At 47.4% G+C, this 20,579-nt stretch carries 22 protein-coding genes; 4 read left to right on the top strand and 18 right to left on the bottom strand.

What is annotated here, in order from left to right; all coding sequences use genetic code 11:
* Positions 1–6 precede the first annotated feature (6 nt).
* The 3 genes from plsY to BLU87_RS17360 all read right to left on the bottom strand — a co-directional run bounded on the left by plsY (position 7) and on the right by BLU87_RS17360 (position 1,307).
* Complete coding sequence (gene plsY / locus BLU87_RS14525; protein ID WP_092350109.1) at positions 7–594, bottom strand: glycerol-3-phosphate 1-O-acyltransferase PlsY; 588 nt, start codon at positions 592–594, stop codon at positions 7–9.
* A 5-nt stretch (positions 595–599) separates the two neighbouring features.
* Positions 600–977, bottom strand: a complete 378-nt coding sequence (locus BLU87_RS14520; RefSeq protein ID WP_092350107.1) for an iron-sulfur cluster assembly scaffold protein — start codon at positions 975–977, stop codon at positions 600–602.
* Positions 978–1,160: 183 nt separating this feature from the next.
* On the bottom strand, positions 1,161–1,307 hold the full coding sequence (locus BLU87_RS17360; RefSeq protein WP_175498412.1) for a hypothetical protein: 147 nt from the start codon (positions 1,305–1,307) through the stop codon (positions 1,161–1,163).
* 112 nt (positions 1,308–1,419) lie between these two features.
* Between BLU87_RS17360 and BLU87_RS14515 the strand changes: the two genes are divergently transcribed.
* The 3 genes from BLU87_RS14515 (at position 1,420) to BLU87_RS14505 (ending at position 4,699) form a co-directional block, all read left to right on the top strand.
* Complete coding sequence (locus BLU87_RS14515; protein ID WP_092350104.1) at positions 1,420–2,376, top strand: LysR family transcriptional regulator; 957 nt, start codon at positions 1,420–1,422, stop codon at positions 2,374–2,376.
* 25 nt (positions 2,377–2,401) lie between these two features.
* Positions 2,402–2,824: a hypothetical protein gene (locus tag BLU87_RS14510; RefSeq protein ID WP_092350102.1), complete on the top strand. Its 423-nt coding sequence runs from the start codon at positions 2,402–2,404 to the stop codon at positions 2,822–2,824.
* 138 nt (positions 2,825–2,962) lie between these two features.
* A complete protein-coding gene (locus tag BLU87_RS14505) occupies positions 2,963–4,699 on the top strand; it encodes a cation:proton antiporter domain-containing protein (RefSeq protein ID WP_092350100.1) in 1,737 nt (578 codons plus the stop codon).
* Positions 4,700–4,759: 60 nt separating this feature from the next.
* Here the strand turns inward: BLU87_RS14505 and ybgF are convergent, their stop codons facing one another.
* The 8 genes from ybgF to queC all read right to left on the bottom strand — a co-directional run bounded on the left by ybgF (position 4,760) and on the right by queC (position 11,398).
* Positions 4,760–5,557 carry a tol-pal system protein YbgF gene (gene ybgF / locus BLU87_RS14500; protein ID WP_092350098.1) on the bottom strand — a complete coding sequence of 266 codons (798 nt, stop codon included), beginning with the start codon at positions 5,555–5,557 and terminating at the stop codon, positions 4,760–4,762.
* A gap of 78 nt (positions 5,558–5,635) precedes the next feature.
* Positions 5,636–6,196: a peptidoglycan-associated lipoprotein Pal gene (gene pal / locus BLU87_RS14495; protein WP_092350096.1), complete on the bottom strand. Its 561-nt coding sequence runs from the start codon at positions 6,194–6,196 to the stop codon at positions 5,636–5,638.
* Between the two features lie 121 nt (positions 6,197–6,317).
* Positions 6,318–7,625: a Tol-Pal system beta propeller repeat protein TolB gene (tolB, locus tag BLU87_RS14490; RefSeq protein ID WP_092350094.1), complete on the bottom strand. Its 1,308-nt coding sequence runs from the start codon at positions 7,623–7,625 to the stop codon at positions 6,318–6,320.
* A complete protein-coding gene (locus tag BLU87_RS17355; protein ID WP_175498411.1) occupies positions 7,622–8,527 on the bottom strand; it encodes an energy transducer TonB in 906 nt (301 codons plus the stop codon). Before BLU87_RS17355 ends, tolB begins: the two co-directional genes overlap by 4 nt.
* 10 nt (positions 8,528–8,537) lie before the next feature.
* Positions 8,538–8,960, bottom strand: a complete 423-nt coding sequence (gene tolR / locus BLU87_RS14475) for a protein TolR (RefSeq protein ID WP_092350088.1) — start codon at positions 8,958–8,960, stop codon at positions 8,538–8,540.
* The gene (gene tolQ, locus BLU87_RS14470) at positions 8,961–9,635 is read right to left on the bottom strand and encodes a protein TolQ (protein ID WP_092350312.1); all 675 of its coding nucleotides are present in this window, start codon (positions 9,633–9,635) and stop codon (positions 8,961–8,963) included.
* 292 nt (positions 9,636–9,927) lie between these two features.
* Positions 9,928–10,698 (bottom strand): GTP cyclohydrolase FolE2, encoded by a 771-nt coding sequence (folE2, locus tag BLU87_RS14465; protein ID WP_092350310.1) that lies wholly within the window; start codon positions 10,696–10,698, stop codon positions 9,928–9,930.
* A 28-nt stretch (positions 10,699–10,726) separates the two neighbouring features.
* Positions 10,727–11,398 (bottom strand): 7-cyano-7-deazaguanine synthase QueC, encoded by a 672-nt coding sequence (gene queC / locus BLU87_RS14460; protein WP_092350086.1) that lies wholly within the window; start codon positions 11,396–11,398, stop codon positions 10,727–10,729.
* A 193-nt stretch (positions 11,399–11,591) separates the two neighbouring features.
* On the opposite strand from queC, the gene BLU87_RS14455 reads away from it, so the two are divergent.
* On the top strand, positions 11,592–13,994 hold the full coding sequence (locus tag BLU87_RS14455) for a penicillin-binding protein 1A (protein WP_092350084.1): 2,403 nt from the start codon (positions 11,592–11,594) through the stop codon (positions 13,992–13,994).
* Positions 13,995–14,019: 25 nt separating this feature from the next.
* Here the strand turns inward: BLU87_RS14455 and BLU87_RS14450 are convergent, their stop codons facing one another.
* From BLU87_RS14450 to BLU87_RS14420, 7 genes are all read right to left on the bottom strand, one after another.
* Positions 14,020–14,376, bottom strand: a complete 357-nt coding sequence (locus BLU87_RS14450) for a hypothetical protein (protein WP_092350082.1) — start codon at positions 14,374–14,376, stop codon at positions 14,020–14,022.
* The gene (locus tag BLU87_RS14445; RefSeq protein WP_092350080.1) at positions 14,376–14,837 is read right to left on the bottom strand and encodes a DUF302 domain-containing protein; all 462 of its coding nucleotides are present in this window, start codon (positions 14,835–14,837) and stop codon (positions 14,376–14,378) included. The genes BLU87_RS14450 and BLU87_RS14445 overlap by 1 nt, the downstream gene beginning before the upstream one ends.
* A 74-nt stretch (positions 14,838–14,911) precedes the next feature.
* A complete protein-coding gene (locus BLU87_RS14440; RefSeq protein WP_092350078.1) occupies positions 14,912–17,053 on the bottom strand; it encodes an FAD-dependent oxidoreductase in 2,142 nt (713 codons plus the stop codon).
* A gap of 115 nt (positions 17,054–17,168) precedes the next feature.
* The gene (locus tag BLU87_RS14435; protein ID WP_175498410.1) at positions 17,169–17,834 is read right to left on the bottom strand and encodes a TVP38/TMEM64 family protein; all 666 of its coding nucleotides are present in this window, start codon (positions 17,832–17,834) and stop codon (positions 17,169–17,171) included.
* 52 nt (positions 17,835–17,886) lie between these two features.
* Entirely contained in the window at positions 17,887–18,810 is a 924-nt protein-coding gene (locus BLU87_RS14430) for a radical SAM protein (RefSeq protein ID WP_092350074.1), read from the bottom strand.
* Positions 18,791–19,450, bottom strand: a complete 660-nt coding sequence (locus tag BLU87_RS14425; RefSeq protein WP_092350072.1) for a ferredoxin--NADP reductase — start codon at positions 19,448–19,450, stop codon at positions 18,791–18,793. Before BLU87_RS14425 ends, BLU87_RS14430 begins: the two co-directional genes overlap by 20 nt.
* Positions 19,451–19,706: 256 nt before the next feature.
* Positions 19,707–20,537, bottom strand: a complete 831-nt coding sequence (locus BLU87_RS14420; protein ID WP_217637527.1) for a DUF547 domain-containing protein — start codon at positions 20,535–20,537, stop codon at positions 19,707–19,709.
* Positions 20,538–20,579: the final 42 nt, after the last annotated feature.

Genomic DNA, 20,579 nt, shown 5'->3' with positions numbered 1-20,579 from the left:
GTTTTCTCAGACCTTGAATTTACTTTCTGTGCCATTGCGAAGTCGTTCAATGTTGGCTCGGTGTCGCCAGATGACAATCGCCACAATAATCAGGGCTGTCACAAACAGAGGATAAGAACGCTCAAAGAACAGAACCGGCAGGGGAATTGCCGCAGCAGCCGAAAGCGAGGCCAGAGAAATATAGCGCCAGATGCTGAGAGCCAAAATGAAAATGAGAAGGACACAAAGAACAGAAAGGGGAGACAAAACCAGAAAAATCCCTAATGCCGTGGCAACTCCTTTGCCACCTTTAAATCCGAGATAAACCGGGTAACAATGACCAATAAATGCTGCCAGTGCGACCAGAGCAATTCCCTGCTCTGAAAGATGGAAACCATGCTGGGCTATCAACAGCGGAACGACCCCCTTCAAACAATCACCAAACAAGGTGACAATTCCGAGTTTGCGCCCTGCAATTCGATAAACATTGGTTGCACCGATATTACCGCTACCGGTATTGCGGATATCGTGGTTCCCAATCAAGCGGGTGAGAATAACTCCCGTTGGGATGGCCCCGATAAAATAGGCAAGGATAAGAAGCAAGTAGAGGGTCATGCAGACTATGCCCTTTTTAATGCGGACTTACGGTATTCGTTGATGGCTCCGCGCAAAGCTCCTGCGGCTAAGTTTGAGCAATGGTTTTTCTCTCCCGGAAGGCCTCCAAGCGCCTTAGTGATCGCTTTCTCATCAATCTTTAAGACCTCATTGAGGGTTTTTCCCATGGCCATTTCACTGGCAATCGAAGAGGTCGCAATCGCGGCAGCACAACCATAAACCTTATACTTTATATCAACGACCCGATCTTTTTTAATCTTTAGAGATAAAAGTAGGGTGTCTCCACAATCAGGATCACCAACTTGAATAATCGCAGTTGGATTTTCTATGACTCCGATATTACGTGGATTTTTGAAATGCTCCATCACTGTCTCAGTGTACACTGTTTACTTCCCTTTCTCTTTTGAAACTGGTCATCGCGGTGCTACGATTCGCTAGTGTACAGCTGCTTAAAGGTTGAGGGCAAATGTAAATTTGCTTTTAACTTATCCTCAACGCAAAAAAGCAGCCGTTAACGGCTGCTTTATAAATTAAGTCAATATCATTGCTTCTGTGCGAGCGCCTAACTATGCTCCCCAGCGGGAAATAAAATGAAATTTCTCATCATCTTCTAACCAGTTGGCGTTAACCATTCGTCCTTCACCTTCCCAACTTCCGAGGGTGATGAGTCCAAGGATGATTGCCCCAAATACAGCTAAAAAAATATAAGTCATAACGATTCCCTCACAGAAGATAGGACAAAACATGTTGTCATGGCTTGCATGTTAGCCAGAATCGAAGTATAAGTAAAATTATTCATTATTAGCTATAGGATAAGTTTTAATTATGCTGCCAGATTTTAATCGCCTTAAAGTTTTTTATCATATCTATACGCTGAACAGCATCGTCGGTGCGGCAAATAAGCTGCATCTATCTCAACCGGCGATCAGTCAGCAACTGCAGAAGCTCGAGGCAGAACTGAAGGTTCCGCTATTTACCCGATTGCATAAGAAGCTGGTTCCTACGGCGGCAGGGGAACGGTTATTTACTTTGGTTGAGCCGTTTGTAGTTAAGCTGGAGGATGAAATTTCTTATATCCGGCAACCTTCAGACCGGCCAGCTGGAACCTTACGGATAGGTGCTCCCAGGGAGTTTGGTAAAGAATACCTGCCCCGATTTTGTCATGAATTCCGGCGACTCTATCCCGATGTGATGTTTAAGTTAAAGTTTAAAGAATCAATTCCTCTGCTCACCATGATTCGCGAAGGGAAGTTGGATTATGCCCTGGTCGATGTCTATTTTAATCAGGTTGAATTGCCCAGTTTCCCCGATATTTTTAGTATTGATCCTCTCCTCAAGGAAGAGATGGTGCTGGTCTGTTCGAAAGAGTATTATCAAGAAAGGATAGCAGGCGATCACTCCTTTAAGAATCTTCTTGATAAGGAATATATCACCGATGAAGATGATCCCTCAATTCTGGCGTTATGGTTCAAGCACCATTTTCAGAAAATTCCGGAGAGTCTCAACGTTGTGATGACCCTTGATAGTCATGAAGCCTTGATTTCAGGGTTGAAGTTAGGGATGGGGCTAGGAGTGGCGACATCCTATCTCATCTGGGAAGAGATTCAGAAGGGTGAGATTATCCCTATCGCGACCACTAAAAACGTTATGGTCAATATGATTTCACTGGTGCAACTACAAGATAAGGTTCCAACTTTGACGGAAAAAACCTTTCGTGACTTCATGATTGCCGGGATGCAAAAAAAACAGGTTCTGGAACGGTTTCAATGTATCGGTTCTTGAACCGGAAAAATACTGGAGAGCTATCATGTCTATTCCGATAATCACTCTGGATTTCTGTAGTGAACCCGTTGATCTGCACTGTCCCGTCTGCGGCCAACTTATCTTTTCTCTCGGAGTTCAGCAAAATATTTGCCCGCATCTGCTGTTTTGGGGAGATTCTGCGGCTCAGAGCTATGCATGGCAACAGGATCAAGATGCCCAACAGTTCAAACTGGTTCTGAAAAAACGCTACGAAGAGGCGTGCAAGAACGGTTTTTATGGCACGATAGAAGACTATACGGCCTCTGTTCGGATTGAGAAATGCGCAACAATCGCTGCTGAAATTGTGGCGACAAAGACTGCTTTCATGTTCGCCATCTCAACATCAGATATTGGTTGTGGAGGGATGCACAATGGGACGATTTATGCCCTTTTTGCGTATCAACAAAAATCGTGTCAACTCAGATAGATGCCTCCCCTCTCTGATCTCAAAAAATAGTTTAAAAAAGGGTTAATTCAGCAGCGCAGTTTTATCTACAAATTGTCATCTTGATGAAATACTATGATAAGATTATTAATTTTAATGATTCTTTAATTACGGTTCCCTATGCCAGCTGATTCATTTCACATCATTTTTTCTCTTGCGGTGATCTTGACCGCAGCACTGATAGGCGGGCGCTTTGCGGCGTTCTTTCGCGTCCCTCGGGTCACGGGCTATCTGCTGGCAGGGTTGCTTGTCGGCCCCTCATTTGCCGAACTGTTGAATCTTCCAGCCCTCGTCTCGCATCCTGACTTGGATGAATTACGCCTGATATCGGATATCGCTTTAGCATTAATCTTGATGAACATCGGTGGTCAGCTCCGGACCGAGAATTTGCGTCGCTGGAAACAGCGCCTGCTAATTTTTTCATTGACCGAAACATTGTCTACCGGACTGCTGGTTGGAGCATCCGTTTTTGTGGTCAATTATTTTATCGTACAGCAAACCGTGACGGGTTTGAGTCTGATCCAGACATCATTCTTTTTTGCTGTATTTACCGGAACCATTAGCATTGCCACAGCACCAGCAGCCACTTTGATGGTGATCCGTGAATATGAGGCAGAGGGGCCCATTACCCGCTTGGTGTTGACGCTGGTCAGCCTGAATAACTTGTTTTCAGTGTTTGCTTTTTCGATAGCTGCGCAATTATTAGTCACCCCAAATGGTGGAATAATATCCATCATTTACCAACTTTGTATCCCTTTGATTCTGGGAGGCAGTGTCGGTTTTGTCATGTCGTTGTGGGCACAGCGTATGGAACTGCCCAGTGAATACAAGATCTTGCTGCTGGGAGGAGTTACTGTTGTGGCCGTGATCAGCCGCTATCTTGGTATCGAACCTCTCCTCTCCTGCATGGCATTGGGTATGATCCTGGCTGATAGTTCTCCTCGTTGGAATCGTCTCCTCAAAGCTCTCAATGAGGTCGATTATCCCCTCTATGTGGTCTTCTTTGTCCTTGCTGGCGCCAATCTCCATATCGAAACCTTAGCCCGCATTGGTTTGTTAGGGGTTGCCTATGTGCTGGCGAGAACCATTGCAAAACTGGCGAGTGCTTCTTTGGGTGCACACCTAGGGGGCTTTGGTCAAAGAGAGCAGAGGTGGGTCGGGATGACTTTGCTGGCACAGGCCGGGATGGCTATCGGTCTTGCAGCCACTTTGGCAAAACAATGGCCAGAAGGGGGGAAACTGGTTGAAACGGTGATCCTGGGTTCAGTCGTTGTCTTTGAACTGGTTGGACCATTGGCGGTCCGTTGTGGATTGGTCAGAGCAGGTGAAGTGCCATTGCTCTCGTTGTTACGCAAGCGGGCTCCCCAAGGGGGGATGGAAGGGATGCACAGTGTCGCTAACCATTTTCGCAATAACTTGGGTCTTCCTGCTGGTCACAATTTGGATAATCCCGGCGATATTTTGGTGCGTCATGTCATGCGCCTTAATGTTGAGACCATTCACCATGGCACTAAATTTCAGGAACTATTGAATATTATTGCCCATAGTCGCTATGACCGTTTTCCCGTTGTCGATGACGAACAGAACTTTATCGGCATCATCAACTATACAGAGATCCGCAATCTGTTGTTTGACCAGTCCCTTTCAAGTCTCCTTGTTGCGCGGGATCTGGTCTCATCGGCACACCACTCCATCCCACCAGACACCCCACTCCGTATCGCCCTAAAAACCTTTCAGAAGAAACGGAATATCAGTTATTTCCCGGTTATTGATCCCGATGAACCGCAAAAGTTACTTGGGATTCTCAGCCAGAATGACGTTCTTGCTGCTTTTCGCCGGATTGATCTGGAAGAATAAAAAAAGCAGGACAAGCCATCACAGCTGTCCTGCTTTTTTTGAATTGAAGTTCAGGGCTGGTTAACCCTTTTCTAAATAGCTTTTTGCTGTCGTGGCCTGAGGAGAGTCTGGGTATTCAGCCATCACTTTCTGCATTGTGGTTCTTGCATTTTCTTTGTCTCCCAAGGCATCAAAGGAGAGCGCCTGCTTCAACATTGCCGCCGCAGCTTTGGGGTGCGAAGCATACTTACTGATCACATCCTGAAACTGAAGGATGGCTGATTCGTATTGCTTCTCACCATAGTAAGCTTCCCCAATCCAATACAGGGCGTTGATATATAATTCATGCTTTGGGTATTTGCTGACAAAGGATTCCAGCATCTTGCGACCAGCAGAATATTTGTCCTGATTGCGAATAGCATCAAGGGCATCCTGATAGAGCTGTTCTGCTGTCGGTTCTGGCTTAAGGTTCTGTTCGGGCTGTTGTTGTGCGGATTGCGTCTGCTGGGTAAGGGCCTGACCTTCCAGTTCGGCGACCCGATTCGTCAATGAAGTAAGCTGCAGCCCCATATCATCTTTGATCAATTGGAGCTCGTTGGCCAAAGCTCGGTTTTCTTGCCCGAGGTCATCCATGCGACCATTGACCGACTGAAATTCAACGCGCAGATTATCAACACCTGCCAACAGCTCTGCCGCTTGCCGTTGCTGAGTATCTCCACCAGCGATTTTGGCTTGAGAAGTCTCGACTGTGCGCACTTCTAATTGGGCCAGACGACGCTTCATTTCTGCCAGATCCTTTTCCATCCGCAACTGATTCTGACTAGGTGGTACACACCCAGACAATAACAATAAACTCAGTAGTATGAATATAAAGCGCATTGAATATCCTCCTGAAGATCTGAAACAAAAAGGGCCGCTCAAGGGAAATGAGCGGCCCGGATAAACTATAGGCTCGGATTAACGTTTAACCTTGAAAGCTGCACGACGGTTTTTAGCCCAGGCATCGACATTATGTGCTGGATCAATCGGCATCTCTTCACCATAGGAGATGACGTTTAGTTGACCAACTGAGACACCGAGGGAAACCAGATAATTCTTGGTTGCCAGAGCACGTTTTTCGCCCAAAGCAAGGTTGTACTCGTCAGAACCGCGCTCATCACAATGGCCTTCGATGAGAACATTAACCTTAGGAGCTGCCCTGAGCAAACCAGCGTTGCTGACCAATGTGGCCTTGGCTGCTTCAGTTAAGGTATATTGGTCAAAGTCAAAGTGGATCATTTCCAAACCTTTGGCTGCTGCAAGTTCAGCTGCTTTTGCGACAGCTGCAGCATCATAGGCAGGTGCCATTTCGGTCACTGATTCTTCAACAACGACAGCAGGCGCTTCCTGTTGCATCTCAACAGCAGGTGCTTCCATCATTGCAGGTTCTTCGGCAACCGGTTTTTTTGCACAACCTGAGGCCAACAGGGTCAGGGCAAAGAGCATCACCACCAGGCGGGTAATGGTTGATTTCGTCATGATTAAAGACTCCTTTCGCATTAGCGATTTGATTACAGATTTATATTCTACACATATCTTACTTATTATACAGAAGCCGCGCATAAAAACAACAGCAGTTTGATGGAAGAATTGTATCATTTTACCAACGACCGGACCACGCCGGATGAGAATCATTGCTCCTTGGGGCTGAGATTCGTTTCGCTCCGGTGCCGTCAGCACGCATAACCCAGATCGATTTGTCGCCCCCACTCTGATCCACAGAGTAAATCAGAAACCGTCCATCAGGGCTCCAGCGCGGATGTTCTTTGCTCCCCGAGCCAAAGGTCAGTTGCCGCTCATCGGTGCCATCTTCCCGAATTGTAAAAATATTAAAGACACCATCAACCATGCGAGAGAAAGCAATCTTGTCCCCTTTTGGACTCCAAGCTGGGGTCACATTATATTTTCCTTCATAAGTCAGGCGACTCACTTCGAGGGTGCGAATATCAACAATAAAAACGTTGGGATTCCCACGTCGGTCAGAAACGAAAGCAATCTTGTTCCCCTTGGGACTCCAGCTCGGATCGACATCAATACTATAATGGTTGGTTAAACGTTTATGAATTGTCCCATCTGTACCAATCAAATAGATCTCTGAGTTCTTATCCTTGGAGAGGGTGATGGCAATCTCGCGCCCATCCGGGCTATAGCGACCACCTATGTTTAAACCTTGTTTCAGGGATAAGCGCGATTCGCGTCCCGTATAGACCTCCTTGCGGTAAAGGTCTGGATTATCCTTACTGTAAGAAGTAAAGATCAACTCCTTACGCATAGGGGAAAAGTCGGGGTTGAGAACAATCGAGCGATGGTTGGTCATCTGTTTCGACTGATGACCATCAACATCCATCAAGTATAGCTCTTTGTGACCCGTCCGCTTTGAGATATAGGCAATTTTGGTCGCAAAGGGGCCTTTTTCACCAGTTAAACTCAGGAGTATTTGATCGGCAAAGGTGTGAGCAATCTTACGGATATCGGCCAGTTTACCGGTATAACGTCGGCCAGTTAATAATCTCTGCGTAATGACGTCAAAAAGACGCAGCTCAACGGTGACTTGCCCGGAAGAGACACTATACCCCCCCTTGATGAGGGTTTCAGCTCCGAGTATTCGCCACTGCTGAAAATCGATATCAGTTCTCCGCAAACCAAGCTTTTGAGCGTCACTCAAAAAAGAGGCGGGATTGACGAGGTCGAAAAGACCTGAGAGTTCCAGATCGCCTTGTAACACCTGCTGAAATTCTGCTGCCACTGCTGGTTGCACCGATCCGACACCCATGGAGACTAAACGGGGCATGGCGAGAGGAATGGTCTGTTCTCCCGGCGCACTGATTTCAATTCTGGCTGCAAAAGCAGTAGAACCGAGGAACAACAGGATCAAGATGATGAAAAGATTAGCTTTAAAATACTTCATGGCTTGTCCATCATGTCTTTAAGATTAAAGAAAATATGAAATTCCATCGCTTCTGGAAGCGTTTGGTCGAGCTGTTTGGATTTAACAATGGCTCGAGTCAGAGATTCATCAAAGGCATTATTACCCGATTTCTTTTCAAATTTATAATGAAGTAATGTCCCTTCAGCACTGTAAAACATTTTCACTTCAGCTTCTGGATTTCCAGCGGCCTGGTATTTGGCAAAGCTCCACTGTTGTTGAATAAACTCTTGAACATAAGCGACAGCACTAACTCCAGCTTCATCCCCTTTACCGTCTAACACCCCAACCGGAGCGTCAGTGATTGGTGATGTGATTTTGTTGCTTTCAGCCAGCGCCGCTGCTTTCAGAGCGGCAATTTTATCCTTCCGAGCCTGCTCACTCGCTTTTCTCTCTTGAGCTGCTCGCATCTGTTCCAATCGCTGCTGCAGCGAATTCTCCTGAGCCTGAGAAACTGCTGGCTTCGGCTCAGGTTTGGGCTGCGGTTTCACTTTTATTGGCTCAGGCTTGGGTTCGGGTTTCGGTGCCGGCGGTTTCGGTTTCGGCTTGACCGGTTCGGGTTTCGGTTTTGGGGGAATCGGTTTTGGTATCACGACTGGCTTGGGTTCAGGTTTTGGTTGTGGCTTTGGTTGTGGTTTCACCACTGCCTTCTTTTTTACCGGAGCCGCTTCAGGTCGGCCAGCCTGTGGATTCTTAACAATTTTATTGACGAGGTTAACGCGATATACAGGGGGCTTTTCGATAGCGCGTTTAGGGAAAAAAGGGGAATAGTACAGAATCGGCACCAGTAAATGGAGCAGGACCGAAATCAATAACATCTTCTTAAAACCGGGTTCAAACACCGACTGTAGCTGCTGCCAGCGTTGTTTACGAGGAGATTCCATGCTCAAGCCGTTATTCCTCAGGGAGGCGGGTGACCATGCCGAGCTTTTCTACCCCAGCTTTTTTAACTGCTGCCATCACCTGTACAACCCGACCGTAGGGGACCTTTTCATCGGCTTCAAGGAAAACTTCACGATCGGGTTTGCCCTTCAATGCTTGTTGAATCACGGGGCCCAATTTTGAGAGTTGGTCAATCTTTGCCTTGCCGATTAAAATCTGACCGCTGCGTTCCAAGGTAACCACTAACGGCTCTTCTTGGGCTGGTAACCCCGGCGCTTCAGCGACCTCAGGGAGGCTCACTTCGACACCCTGATCCAGCATCGGTGCGGTCACCATAAAGATAATCAAGAGCACCAGCATGACATCCACAAACGGAGTCACATTAATCTGCGAGAGGCTACTGCGCCGGCCCCGAGACGGGCTTCCTGTGTCCATCTAGTTTCCCTGCTCCATCCGCCCGACGATATTGAGGAGTTCCTGACTGAAATTATCCATTTCACCAATCAGAATATTGACCTTGTTGAGAAAATGGTTGTACCCCATAACTGCGGGGATCGCCGCGGCCAAACCAATTGCCGTGGCAATCAGAGCTTCTGAAATACCTGGGGCAACCACAGCAAGTGAGGCGCTCCCTGTGGTTCCGATTCCATGAAAAGCGTCCATGATTCCCCATACGGTTCCGAATAGCCCGATAAAGGGGGCGGTGGAACCGGTTGTGGCCAAGAAGGTGAGGTACTTTTCCAGTCTCTGAGTCTCTTGGGTTGTGGCGCGACGCAAGGCCCGACCAACCATTTCGGTGGTCTCCATTTTTAAAGAAAAGTCACCAGATTCAGCAGGGTCGGCAGATTTCTTTTTGAGTTGCAGCATCTCATGATAGCCCTCGCGAAAGAGGATGGCGATCGGCGAGTGGCTAAATTCCTTGATCCCTTGACCAATGAGATCAAAGCGCTTCTTGGTCCAGAAAAAATCAAGAAAACGGTCAGATTCTTTAATCGCACGTTGAATCACCGCAACTTTGTAAAATATGATTGCCCAGGAGACGAGCGAAAAATAGAGCAGAATCAAAAGAACCAGTTTGACCACAGGTCCGGCGCTAAATATCAGGTCCAGCAAAAGTTTTCTCCTTTTAAGGGGGTACGGTAAACAGCTAGTGGAATTGTCAACTTTACAACAAAAGTCAGTAGTTGGTAAAGCCATGTCAGCTTGGCGGCAAATTATCCGGTAGTCGCAAAGCCAAGTCAAGCAGTCAACCGGATTCAACAAAAAACTAACAATGTGTTGAGCGAATAGTGATCCTGTCTCTATCTATTTTGCGGCGGAGAACTTGTTAAAAAAGTCTTTTTTAAATGAAAATCCTTGTGTTTTCTGAAGTTATCCACTTTATCCACAGGCTTATCCACATTTAGTTGTTACCCCCTTCGACCATGGCGTAAGCGGAGTGATTGTGGATGGATTCAAAATTCTCACATTGTATCTTGAACCAACTTATCTGTGGAATAGAACGTAACTTTTGGGTCACCGCACGGACCATATCTTCGACAAACATGGGGTTGTCATAAGCCTGTTCAGTGACAGCCTTTTCATCCTCACGTTTAAGGAGTGCATAAACAGGGCAGCTTGCACAGTCTTCAACCCATTCGATCAGGTCCTCTAACCAGATGTGTTCGGAGTACCTGATCTGCACGGTGACAATGCTGCGTTGATTATGGGCACCGCGTTCGCTGATCTCTTTGGAACAAGGGCACAGTGATGTCACCGGAATGCTTGCTTCGAGAATAAAGTCATAGGTTTCAGCTTGAGTCCCAATCATCCGGCACTGGTATTCCATGAGACTCCGCGCCCCAGAGATGGGGGCCCGTTTTTCAATGAAATAAGGAAAATCAAGTTCCAGATGGGCTCGGCCAGAGCCGAGACGGGATTTCATCTCCGTCAGGATGGTCTCCATGTTTTCAACACTGATACCAGCATGATGTTGATTGAGCACTTCAATAAAGCGGCTCATATGAGTCCCCTTAAAGTGTTCGGGGAGATCAACAAACATATTTATCCTGGCGACAGTGTGCTGCTTCTCCCGGTATTTATCCATCACCACAATTGGATAACCGATATCCTTGACCCCGACTTTGTCAATCGCAATGTTTCGCGTATCACGGCTTTGCTGCATATCGGGCATGACAGCGGGGCGCTGTTGTTTATGATGATTAGACATAAGAGACCGGATCCTCCTGCCCAGCGTCGGCAAATCCTTTTAACCGCAGGCGGCAGGAATCACACTGACCGCAGGATAATCCCTCCGGTGTCGGGTCGTAGCAGGAGTGGGTGAGTTGATAATCAACGCCCAGAGACAATCCTTGTTGAATAATCTGTGCTTTGGTCAAATTAAGTAATGGGGCGTGAATCTGGTAGGGATGACCTTCGACCCCGGCTTTGGTTGCAAGGTTTGCCATCTGCTGAAAGGCCTGGATGAATTCGGGACGGCAGTCCGGGTAACCGGAGTAATCCAGGGCGTTGACACCGATATAAATATCGCTGGCTCCGAGCACCTCGGCCCAGCCGAGCGCAAAGGAAAGAAATATGGTATTTCGCGCGGGGACATAAGTCACCGGAATCTCATCTGCACAGACACCACTTTTGGGCACATCAATATCTGCGGTTAAAGCGCTACCACCCATCTTGCGTAGATCGATATCAATGACCATATGTTCTTCTGCGCCGATCAATGGAGCATATTTACGCGCCTTATCCAATTCAACCGTATGTCTTTGACCATAGGCAAAACTGAGGGCATAGGGCTGAAATCCTTGCTCCCGTGCAATTGCCATACAGGTCGTAGAATCAAGGCCTCCACTATAGAGGACGACCGCTTTTTTCATTGCCAACCTTCTTTCGTCTTATCACAATCCTATTTTAATATTGAATGTCCATAACCAAAGGTGAAGAATAAGCCGAACCTTATGGTGGGTCAAGCCTCCAATCAGTTGCTCCTATATCGGCTGCATGTTATAAAACCAAGTTGATTTTCTTCGTTTCAAAGATCAGTACTTACCATTTAAAGAAAAGATATAAATGAATAACTACATAAAGTATTTTTTATTTTTGTTGTTCGCAACGCCTTTGCTTGCCGCAGCATGTCTTATCGGGGCTTATTTCTTTGTTTCGACCACCTTACCAAAAGTAGAGACCCTCTCCGACTATCAACCCCCGTTGATCACCCGGATCTATGCCGATGACGCCTCTATCATTGCAGAATATTCACGTGAACGACGGATTCTGGTCCCTTTTGAGAAGATGCCAAAAACCCTGGTACAAGCTTTTGTTGCTGCGGAAGATTCAAGCTTTTTTAAGCATCAAGGGATTAATTTTGTCTCTATCCTGCGGGCAGCAATTAAAAATGTTAAAGCCGGGGGAATTGCTCAGGGGGGAAGTACAATCACCCAGCAGGTGGCAAAAAAACTGTTACTGACTTCAGAGCGGACCTTCACGCGTAAATTTAAAGAGGCCATTCTGGCCTGGCGGATGGAGAAAGCTCTGACCAAGCAGGAGATTCTCTATCTCTATCTGAATCAGATCTACCTTGGGCACCGTGCTTACGGAGTTGAGGCCGCCGCAGAAAATTATTTTGATAAGAACGTGGAAGAATTGACTTTGGCAGAATCGGCAATCCTCGCCGGATTACCTCAGGCCCCGAGCCGTTACTCTCCCTATCGACACTATGAGCGTGCCATGGAGCGACAAAAATATGTCCTTGAACGGATGGTGAAGGAGGGCTTCATCACTCCTGAGGAATATGTCCAGGCCGCACAAGAAGAGGTCGCAATTAAACCCCGCCTCAATAATCTGTTGGATGTGACCGCCTACTTCAATGAGCAGGTCCGTCGCTATCTCGAAGAACGGTTCGGTGAAGAGGTCCTCTACACTGGCGGGCTTCAGGTAGAAACCAGTATTAATCTGCCGATGCAGAAGGTTGCACAACAGGCCGTCAAAAATAATCTGCGTCATCACGATAAGCGTCGCGGTTACCGTGGGGCACAACAAGTCCTTGATGATGCAGGAATAGCCGAATTTCTCACCAAACAGGAAGAACAATGGGCAACAGAACCACTGGAGAATGGCCGTGTGACCGAGGCCATTATTGTCGGCCAAGAAGGGGATTCGCTGCTGTGTAAAATTGGTTCTCGAGAGGGGACAATCTCAATAGCCAAGTCGAAATGGGCTGCTCCGATTAAATTTACTCAGAACGATACCGAACCTCTCGGCAATGCCGGAGAGAAAAAGGTGACCCTCTTTCCTCGCGGTTCAGTCGTCGAGGTCGAGGTTCTTGATCTTGAGTCTGAAGTGGTCAAACTGAGCCTGGAACAGACACCTCTGGCTCAGGGAGCATTGGTTGCTGTAGATCCTTTCAGCGGGCAAATTAAGGCGATGGTGGGTGGCTACGATTTTGCTGTAAGTCAGTTTAACCGCGCCATTCAAGCCAAACGGTTACCCGGTTCCGCAATTAAACCGCTGATTTACGCTGCAGCCTTAGACCGGGGCTATACGCCTGCCAGTATCCTTCTGGATACCCCACTTATTTATGAAAACATCAAAGAAGAAACGGGAAAGCTGGAAGAGTGGAAACCCAGAAACTACGAAGAGAAGTTTTATGGTCCAACCCGGTTTCGTGAAGCTCTGGCCCATTCCCGCAATGTGGTAACCATCAAAATCCTTGAAGATATCGGTGTCAACTATGCCGCCAATTATATAAAAAAACTGGGATTAGAAACGCCTCAACAGCGCGATCTGTCCATGGCGCTGGGCTCCACAGCGGTGACTCCCCTTGAGATGCTGACGGCCTATACGGTGTTTGCTAATGGTGGGGTTTTGGTGCCTCCAACCTATATCACCAGAATCCGTGACCGGAATGGCCGGATTCTGGAGTCGATCGATCCAGCGGATTTTGCGACAGGGATGGCTGACGACCAACGTTTGATTCGAAAACCGCCACGTCGGGTCATCTCACCAGAAACAGCTTATTTGATCACCAATATTATGGAGAGCGTCGTCAGAGAAGGGACCGGCTGGCGTGCCAAAGCTATCAATCGCCCTTCAGCGGGTAAAACCGGGACAACAAACGATCTGAAAGACGCTTGGTATGTTGGTTTCATCCCCCAGCTTGCTTGTGTCTCCTGGGTCGGATATGACCAAGAGCGGCCTTTGGGGAAAAGTGAGACAGGCTCACGCGCCGCAGCGCCAGCGTGGGTTGACTTTATGAAAGAGGCGTCGAAGCAATATCCGGTTGAGAATTTTCAGATTCCCGACAGCATCGAATTCCACGCCATTGATAAAAAAACCGGCTTGCTTCTGCCTGAAGACGATAAGAATGCCTATTTTGAGGTCTTCGCTCCAGGGACAGCTCCAACCCGCTACAGCGGTGAAGAAAAGCTGAAAGCCAAAGATTTCTTCCGCTTGGATATGGAAGGGACACTGTAACGGTAGCCACTCCACAATTCATTGTTTACTTGGGGAGCATCACTGTCATCTCCTCTCCACCATAGCCGTGCACCAGATCGTGGGCGCGAATAATTACTGAGCTGATTTCCGCTGCGATCTCAACGCCAGACAAGCTACGGGTAAAGGGTTGTTCATTGACATGCGGATGATGCAGCACCCGGGTCGCGAGAACCTGACCATCGGCCGTCACAACCTCCCACTTATTGGCGTAGTGTTGCCAACCCTCATCGTGGTGTTGAACGGTCACGTCAAATCGGTAGCCGCTGCCGACTTTGTCAACCTCGACTCTGACAACATCAGCTTCATTGGCCATTAATATTGTCGGCAGCAACAGAAAACCTAACACCAAAAGTGCTTTCATTACATGGCCCCAGCCAGAGCAGCAGCCGATAACCCTGCCAAGGCTTTACTCAAGTTTACGGCAGAAGGACATTCTGAGACACCATGCCGCGCAGCTAAATAGGCCGGATCATTATAACCGAGCCATACTTGTCCAGTGCTATCTTCCCAAACCAGCACCTTGAGTGGCAGATCAATCCCAACGGTCTGTGCACACTCCATAAACGGGGTTCCACCTTGGGGGTTACCAAAAATCAACACTTCCGTCGGACGCAATGATTTGCCAATCTTAGCCGCACCAGCGGTGTGGTTGACGCGGGCAAAAATATTCAACCCCTTTTGTTTGGCAATCGCTTCAAAGCGGTTCATGGTCTCTTCTGGAGAATAGGAACTTTTGAGAGCGATTAGACCGTCGGCAGCAAAAACTGATGAAGTACTGATGAGGAACAAACATAGTGTCAGGAACCAGCTAATCTTTTTCATTGGTAACTCCTTTAGCTTTAGTTGTTGAAACTGCAAATGCAGAAGTTGTTTCGCAAGTCTATCCATTGCTAAGACTATCCTCTTCGCCAGGTGTGGTATTTTTCAATCCAACTTAACAGTTTCTCTGGGGCATGAGCCCGTTTCCACTCGCCAGCCGCAAACTTGTTCATCTCGGATAAGGTCGGATAGGTATGAATCGTTCCGAGAATTTTATTCAAGCCGAGGTTATATTTCATGGCGAGAACATATTCAGCCAACAAATCTCCAGCATGGGTGCCAACAATTGTCACCCCAAGAATCTTGTCAGAGCCGGGCTTAGTAAGAACCTTGACCCACCCATCATCCTCACTGTCGGCGATGGCACGATCCAGATCCTCAATCCCGTAACGGGTCACTTCAACAGAAATATTCTGTTCTTTTGCCTCGGCTTCATTGAGCCCAACTCTGGCAACTTCAGCATCGGTGAAGGTGCACCAGGGGATGACCCGGTAATCGACTTTGAAACTTTTGAACTGTCCAAACAGCGCATTAACCGCAGCATACCAGGCCTGATGTGCCGCAGTATGGGTGAATTGATAAGGACCTGCGACATCACCTGCACAGAGAATATTAGGGAAATTCGTCCGCAGAAATGGATCGCTGGCAACGGTACCACGGGGACTAATTTCAACTCCAAGCTCTTCTAATCCGAAGCCACTGACATTCGCTTTACGACCGACAGCAACCAGAATCTGGTCAAATTCAATGGTTACTTTTTCTCCCAGGTGGGCACAAATTAGCCGTTTATGACCTGCATCCACCTGCACCTCTTGCGCCTGATGCCCAGTTAGGACTTGAATACCTTCTTCAATAAATTTTTTCTGCAGGTATTCACCGACCTCTGGATCTTCACGTCCGACAATTCGGTCGCCCATTTCAACCTGAGTAACGTGGCTGCCGAGGCGAGCAAAAGCCTGCGTCATCTCACTACCAATCGGCCCGCCACCCAGCACCACCAATTTTTCCGGTCGTTCACGCAGTGACCATAAATTGTCTGAGGTTAGATAGTCGATTTGCTCCAATCCCTTGATCGGTGGCACAAAGGGTTTAGCCCCCGTGGCAATAATAATACTCCGTGTGGTTAAGCTTTTTCCGTTGACCTCAACCATCCACGGAGAAGTGATTTTTGCTTCCCCTTCAATCACCTCAACTCCGAGGCTGGTATATCGTTCGATCGAATCATGCGGTTCAATTTGTGCAATTTTCTGCTGCACCCGTTCCATGACCTGGGCAAAATCGAAAGCAACCTCGGCTTTTTCAAAACCAAACTCTTTGGCCCGTTTGGCATAGGAAAGCATTTTAGCACTACGCAACAGAGCTTTACTGGGTACGCAGCCGGTATTCAGACAATCGCCACCCATTTTATGTTTTTCAATCAGCGCCACTTTAGCTTTGACCGCAGCAGCAATATACGAACTGACCAGCCCGCCACTTCCGGCCCCGATCACCACAAGATTGTAGTCGAACTTCTGCGGTTTCTGATACCCGGCGAATACCTTACGCGCTTGAAAAATGGCAACGATGCGCTTGGCAACCAAGGGGAATACGCCAAGCAGGGCGAACGAAATTAATAATCCAGGAGACAGAATCCCTCCGGCACTTTCCAACTGACCAAGTTGAGTTCCGGCATTCACGAAGACAAAGGTTCCCGCCAACATCCCAACTTGACTGACGATGTAATAGAGAGAGGTCTTTAGTGGCGTTAATCCCATCACCAAGTTGATGACAAAAAACGGAAAAAGTGGGACTAACCGAAGCGAAAACAGATAAAAAGCCCCCTCTTTTTCTACCCCCTTGTTAATTGCCTGCAGTTTGTCCCCAAATTTTTGCTGGACCCAGTCACGCAACAAAAAACGGGAAACCAGAAAAGCCAAGGTTGCACCAATACTGCTGGCAAAGCTAACAACAATGAGGGCTGTCCAGAGGCCAAAGAGGGCACCTCCGGCCAAAGTCATGACTGTCGCTCCTGGTAGAGAGAGAGCCGTGACGATAATGTAAATAACAAAATAACTCGCCAAAGTTGAAAAGCGGTGGAGTTGATAATAATTGTTAAATACCTGTTGCTGACTTTTGAGATAGGTCAAGGTTAAATATTGGCCTAAATCAAAGGCGAAAAAGCTGACAATCAGAACTAGAATGACAGCCAGAATTGATATTTTTATAGAACGATTCGTCATAACCTTCCTTTTTAGTCTGTTGTTGCGATGACCGAAGTTCAACCTGAAGTGTATCGAGTAATTTGTTAAATGCAGTAAAAACAGTTATAAACTTCAAAAAATGAACATTTCAGAGTCAGTTTTGTTGGAAATTTGCCCCTTCCCGACGCTTAAGATGGTGAGCAAGAGTAAAGCCCAAGACCATGAAAAAGATCGAAAGGGTCAAGACTAAGAAGCGGTGTTGAACGCCAGATGCGGCAATCCCCCCTAAAAGGACGAAGCCGACCAGCGATGGTAAAATGCCGATAAATGTTCCAATGGCGTAATCACGATGGCGAATGGCGGTGAGACCACAGCCAAAATTAACGGCATCAAAGGGGAGCATAATGAGTCGCATCGTCATGACTGTGACGATGCCGTTTTGGCGCAATTTTGTATCCCAATGATTAAGCCAACCAGTGGAATATGTCTCCACGGTTTTTCGACCAAACCAGTGACTCAGTGAAAAGCCCAGGTTGGCACTGGCATTTTCTCCCACAATTGTAAAAAGGGTTCCGAGCCAGGGGCCAAAGATAAGTCCTGAAGCAACCGTCAGGAGTGTTGCAGGAAACAGAATCAGGGGGCGCACAGCATAGATCAAGATATAGATAGAAGCCGCTTTGTACAGGCCGACATCATTCAGCAAATGCTGAAGTAATAAAGGAACTTCGACCAAAGTGATGGTTGATCTCCACCAGAAGAATAGCGCAACAATAAACAGGCTGAGCCAAAGGGTGCCGAAGATTAATTTTATTGGACTCACTGTTAATCTCATCATATGTTGCCTTGATTTCATTCCATAGGAGTAATGGCTGTTATTTTTTTTCTACCCCCTCAGAGCAACTGGCCCCGCCAGCAAAACAGGAGTAGCAACGGTGATGCCCCAACATGACACGTTGCTGCATCGCTTTGTGTAAAGTGTCGCCGAGATCATAGGCAGCAACATCATCAACCAGGGTGCAGGCGTAAACCCCGCATTGACCATTTATTTTCACAATCATCTTGCTGAAGTTACACATAAATGCGGCACGGCGTTCGGCGCTTAAATAGCGGGTCATACAGCCCTCGGTGATTTCTGTGACCTGCGGCAGTGAACCGGGGAGATGAAATTCCGGAAACTTGATGATGGTTAAATCGGCAGGCACCCCTGCCGTTTCAAAGTAGGGAGCATAGGCTTGATCAACTGCAGCGCTGTCCTCACCGGGAAGCATATGCCGAGCGATTGAGACCCCAAATCCTGCCTGATAGAGGCGCCCCAGAGTATCAAGGGCTTTGCGAAAATTCCCTTTACCGCGTGATTCATCGTGTTTGATCGGATCGGGATGATCGAGACTGACCCGAAAACTTAATGGGTTTGGCTGTTTTAATAATGGCAGAATCGCGCCCATCTGATTCATCAGTGGCTCAGTGGCATTCGTCAACACCAGACAGGGGCGGTGCGCCAAAGCGGCGGTAAGGATCGAAATAAATTCCGGATTGACAAAGGGTTCACCGCCGGTAAAGGAGAACTTTTTGACTCCAAGAAGCAGCGCTTCATCAATAAATTTCTGACTCTCAGTCAAAGTGAGAAATTCGATACGATTATCACCGGGCTTTGACCCTTCGAGGCAGAATGGACAACGCAGATTACAGTTAGTCCCGGTATGAAACCAGAGTTCATCAAGGCTTTGTGGCTGGATGTACCCCCGCGATTCGTTCTGACTGGTATAGAGCCACTGATCAGTGTTGTTCATCTTCATAAAAAAAGATCTCCCGGTGAATTTGTGTGTAGGCGACACCATGATTTTCCAGCCAGACACTGGTCTCAGCAATCATCGCATCGAGCCCGCAAAGATAGTAATGAATATCATCGGCAAGGGGTATCTGCTCCAAGAGTCCAGTCACTCGCCCATAAAAGTGGTCGTCGGTTTGTTCCTGAGATAAAGCCAGCGAAAAATTTTTAACCCGCTGAAGTTCCTCAAGGTTGAAAGCCTCGACGCATCGACGCACACCGTAAAGACAACATTCAGGTGGGGCTAGGGAGTGACTCCGAAAGTAACTTAAAAATGGTGCGATTCCAGTCCCGGTTGCGATGAATACTGAGCGTGAACCGATGGCTGCGCCAGGACGAAACCAACCAAAAGGGGCACTGACCTGCACCTTATCTCCCGGTTTTCGCAGTGCCAACCACTGACTCACGGTGCCATCGACAACCTGCCGGAGCAGAAATCGCAATTTGTCTTCCCCAGTTCCAGAAGCAATACTGTAGGGACGTGATTCATCATCGTTGAATAGCGCCAGACAAGAACCAGGTTCAAACTGGATCGTCTCGCGTTCAAGCTGCAACTCAAACAGCTCATCAGTTCTAAAGATGACTTTATGGACAGTCAATGTCTTCATGGTGGTCCCCCGTAAATTTCAATATAGCAGAGATTTCATTGTCATCGGTATTCCACAACGTAACTTTTCCTTTGTTGAGCCCGTTTAGCTGGATAGTTCAACCGCTACCAACTGCAGGGGATCTAATCTTCTTCAGGGTTGAGCAACAAAAACCATCCATCTGCAGTTCCAGCACTTTTAGCTTTAGGGATCGGCAACAATCGCAAGGTAATGCTCCATTGAAAACTCACGCCTTCGCTTCAGAGTGGACCCTCTCTTAAAATGAAGAGCGTTGTTCATTCAAATCCCAATTGTACTGATACGAAATTGTTCCTCGATAGGTTTTGAGTTTACTCGCCAGTACCGGTGTCGCAAACTGTTCCAGGTGAGAAAATAGAGCTTCTTTTGAGCCTCCAAAATCAACCAGGAACCAATCGTAGATACTTGAAAGCTGCAATGTTTCTTCAGTAAAGTTCACTCCTCGCAGGCTATTGATATAATCCTGAGCCGCTTTATCCAGCAAGCGCTCCATGTTGGCTGCAGTAAAAGGCTCTGCTTGCAGGTTCGGACACCCCAGACTGGCACAATTCACGGCATAATGAACGCGGTTGTCCTGCCAAATAGGGCGCAAGATACGATGTTCAATATCGTTGAGAGACAGTTCTATCCCTTCCACTTTAATAAGTTTCAAATCCCAGGGACCAGAGCTGAACCAACCTGAGCTTATTTTTCTGATGCTCTTTATTGGGTAATGTTCGAGAATAGTGAGAACAGTCAAAGAATTATAAAGGTTAACCCATAGTGCCTTTTGCTCAGCACGGTTCAATCTGGATATCGGTAAGGCGGTTAAGCTGGCGATATATTGTGTAAGGGCAGACTTGTCGTCAGGTTTGACCTCTGCATAGCGGACCAGGTTTGTAGATTCCGCTGTTCCGACCACCAGATACTGGTCCAAAAAATTCGCCCAAACGGCATGATCAATATGGGTACGGCTCTGGGGATCATTCGTTTGCCAACGTTGCCAGAGTTCAGCCTTTGGAGCGGCAAAAACAATTGCTGGCAGCAGCAGAAAGCTCATGATGAAAAAAAAGTTGCAGGTAGCACGCATGGTTTCTTTCCCTTTCAACCTAAAATCGAAGCGATATACAGG

Origin of the sequence: Desulfuromusa kysingii (genome assembly GCF_900107645.1) — a bacterium.
GTDB lineage: Bacteria > Desulfobacterota > Desulfuromonadia > Desulfuromonadales > Geopsychrobacteraceae > Desulfuromusa > Desulfuromusa kysingii.
The sequence above is the reverse complement of the archived record's forward strand: the minus strand, read 5'-3'. Positions and strand labels throughout refer to the sequence as shown.

Excerpts from the sequence above, each read along its gene's own strand:
- plsY (WP_092350109.1), bottom strand. The coding sequence starts at position 594 with ATGACCCTCTACTTGCTTCTTATCCTTGCCTATTTTATCGGGGCCATC.
- BLU87_RS17360 (WP_175498412.1), bottom strand. The coding sequence starts at position 1,307 with ATGACTTATATTTTTTTAGCTGTATTTGGGGCAATCATCCTTGGACTC.
- BLU87_RS14515 (WP_092350104.1), top strand. The coding sequence starts at position 1,420 with ATGCTGCCAGATTTTAATCGCCTTAAAGTTTTTTATCATATCTATACG.
- BLU87_RS14510 (WP_092350102.1), top strand. The coding sequence starts at position 2,402 with ATGTCTATTCCGATAATCACTCTGGATTTCTGTAGTGAACCCGTTGAT.
- BLU87_RS14505 (WP_092350100.1), top strand. The coding sequence starts at position 2,963 with ATGCCAGCTGATTCATTTCACATCATTTTTTCTCTTGCGGTGATCTTG.
- ybgF (WP_092350098.1), bottom strand. The coding sequence starts at position 5,557 with ATGCGCTTTATATTCATACTACTGAGTTTATTGTTATTGTCTGGGTGT.
- pal (WP_092350096.1), bottom strand. The coding sequence starts at position 6,196 with ATGACGAAATCAACCATTACCCGCCTGGTGGTGATGCTCTTTGCCCTG.
- tolB (WP_092350094.1), bottom strand. The coding sequence starts at position 7,625 with ATGAAGTATTTTAAAGCTAATCTTTTCATCATCTTGATCCTGTTGTTC.
- BLU87_RS17355 (WP_175498411.1), bottom strand. The coding sequence starts at position 8,527 with ATGGAATCTCCTCGTAAACAACGCTGGCAGCAGCTACAGTCGGTGTTT.
- tolR (WP_092350088.1), bottom strand. The coding sequence starts at position 8,960 with ATGGACACAGGAAGCCCGTCTCGGGGCCGGCGCAGTAGCCTCTCGCAG.
- folE2 (WP_092350310.1), bottom strand. The coding sequence starts at position 10,698 with ATGCCCGATATGCAGCAAAGCCGTGATACGCGAAACATTGCGATTGAC.
- queC (WP_092350086.1), bottom strand. The coding sequence starts at position 11,398 with ATGAAAAAAGCGGTCGTCCTCTATAGTGGAGGCCTTGATTCTACGACC.
- BLU87_RS14455 (WP_092350084.1), top strand. The coding sequence starts at position 11,592 with ATGAATAACTACATAAAGTATTTTTTATTTTTGTTGTTCGCAACGCCT.
- BLU87_RS14450 (WP_092350082.1), bottom strand. The coding sequence starts at position 14,376 with ATGAAAGCACTTTTGGTGTTAGGTTTTCTGTTGCTGCCGACAATATTA.
- BLU87_RS14445 (WP_092350080.1), bottom strand. The coding sequence starts at position 14,837 with ATGAAAAAGATTAGCTGGTTCCTGACACTATGTTTGTTCCTCATCAGT.
- BLU87_RS14440 (WP_092350078.1), bottom strand. The coding sequence starts at position 17,053 with ATGACGAATCGTTCTATAAAAATATCAATTCTGGCTGTCATTCTAGTT.
- BLU87_RS14430 (WP_092350074.1), bottom strand. The coding sequence starts at position 18,810 with ATGAAGATGAACAACACTGATCAGTGGCTCTATACCAGTCAGAACGAA.
- BLU87_RS14425 (WP_092350072.1), bottom strand. The coding sequence starts at position 19,450 with ATGAAGACATTGACTGTCCATAAAGTCATCTTTAGAACTGATGAGCTG.
- BLU87_RS14420 (WP_217637527.1), bottom strand. The coding sequence starts at position 20,537 with ATGCGTGCTACCTGCAACTTTTTTTTCATCATGAGCTTTCTGCTGCTG.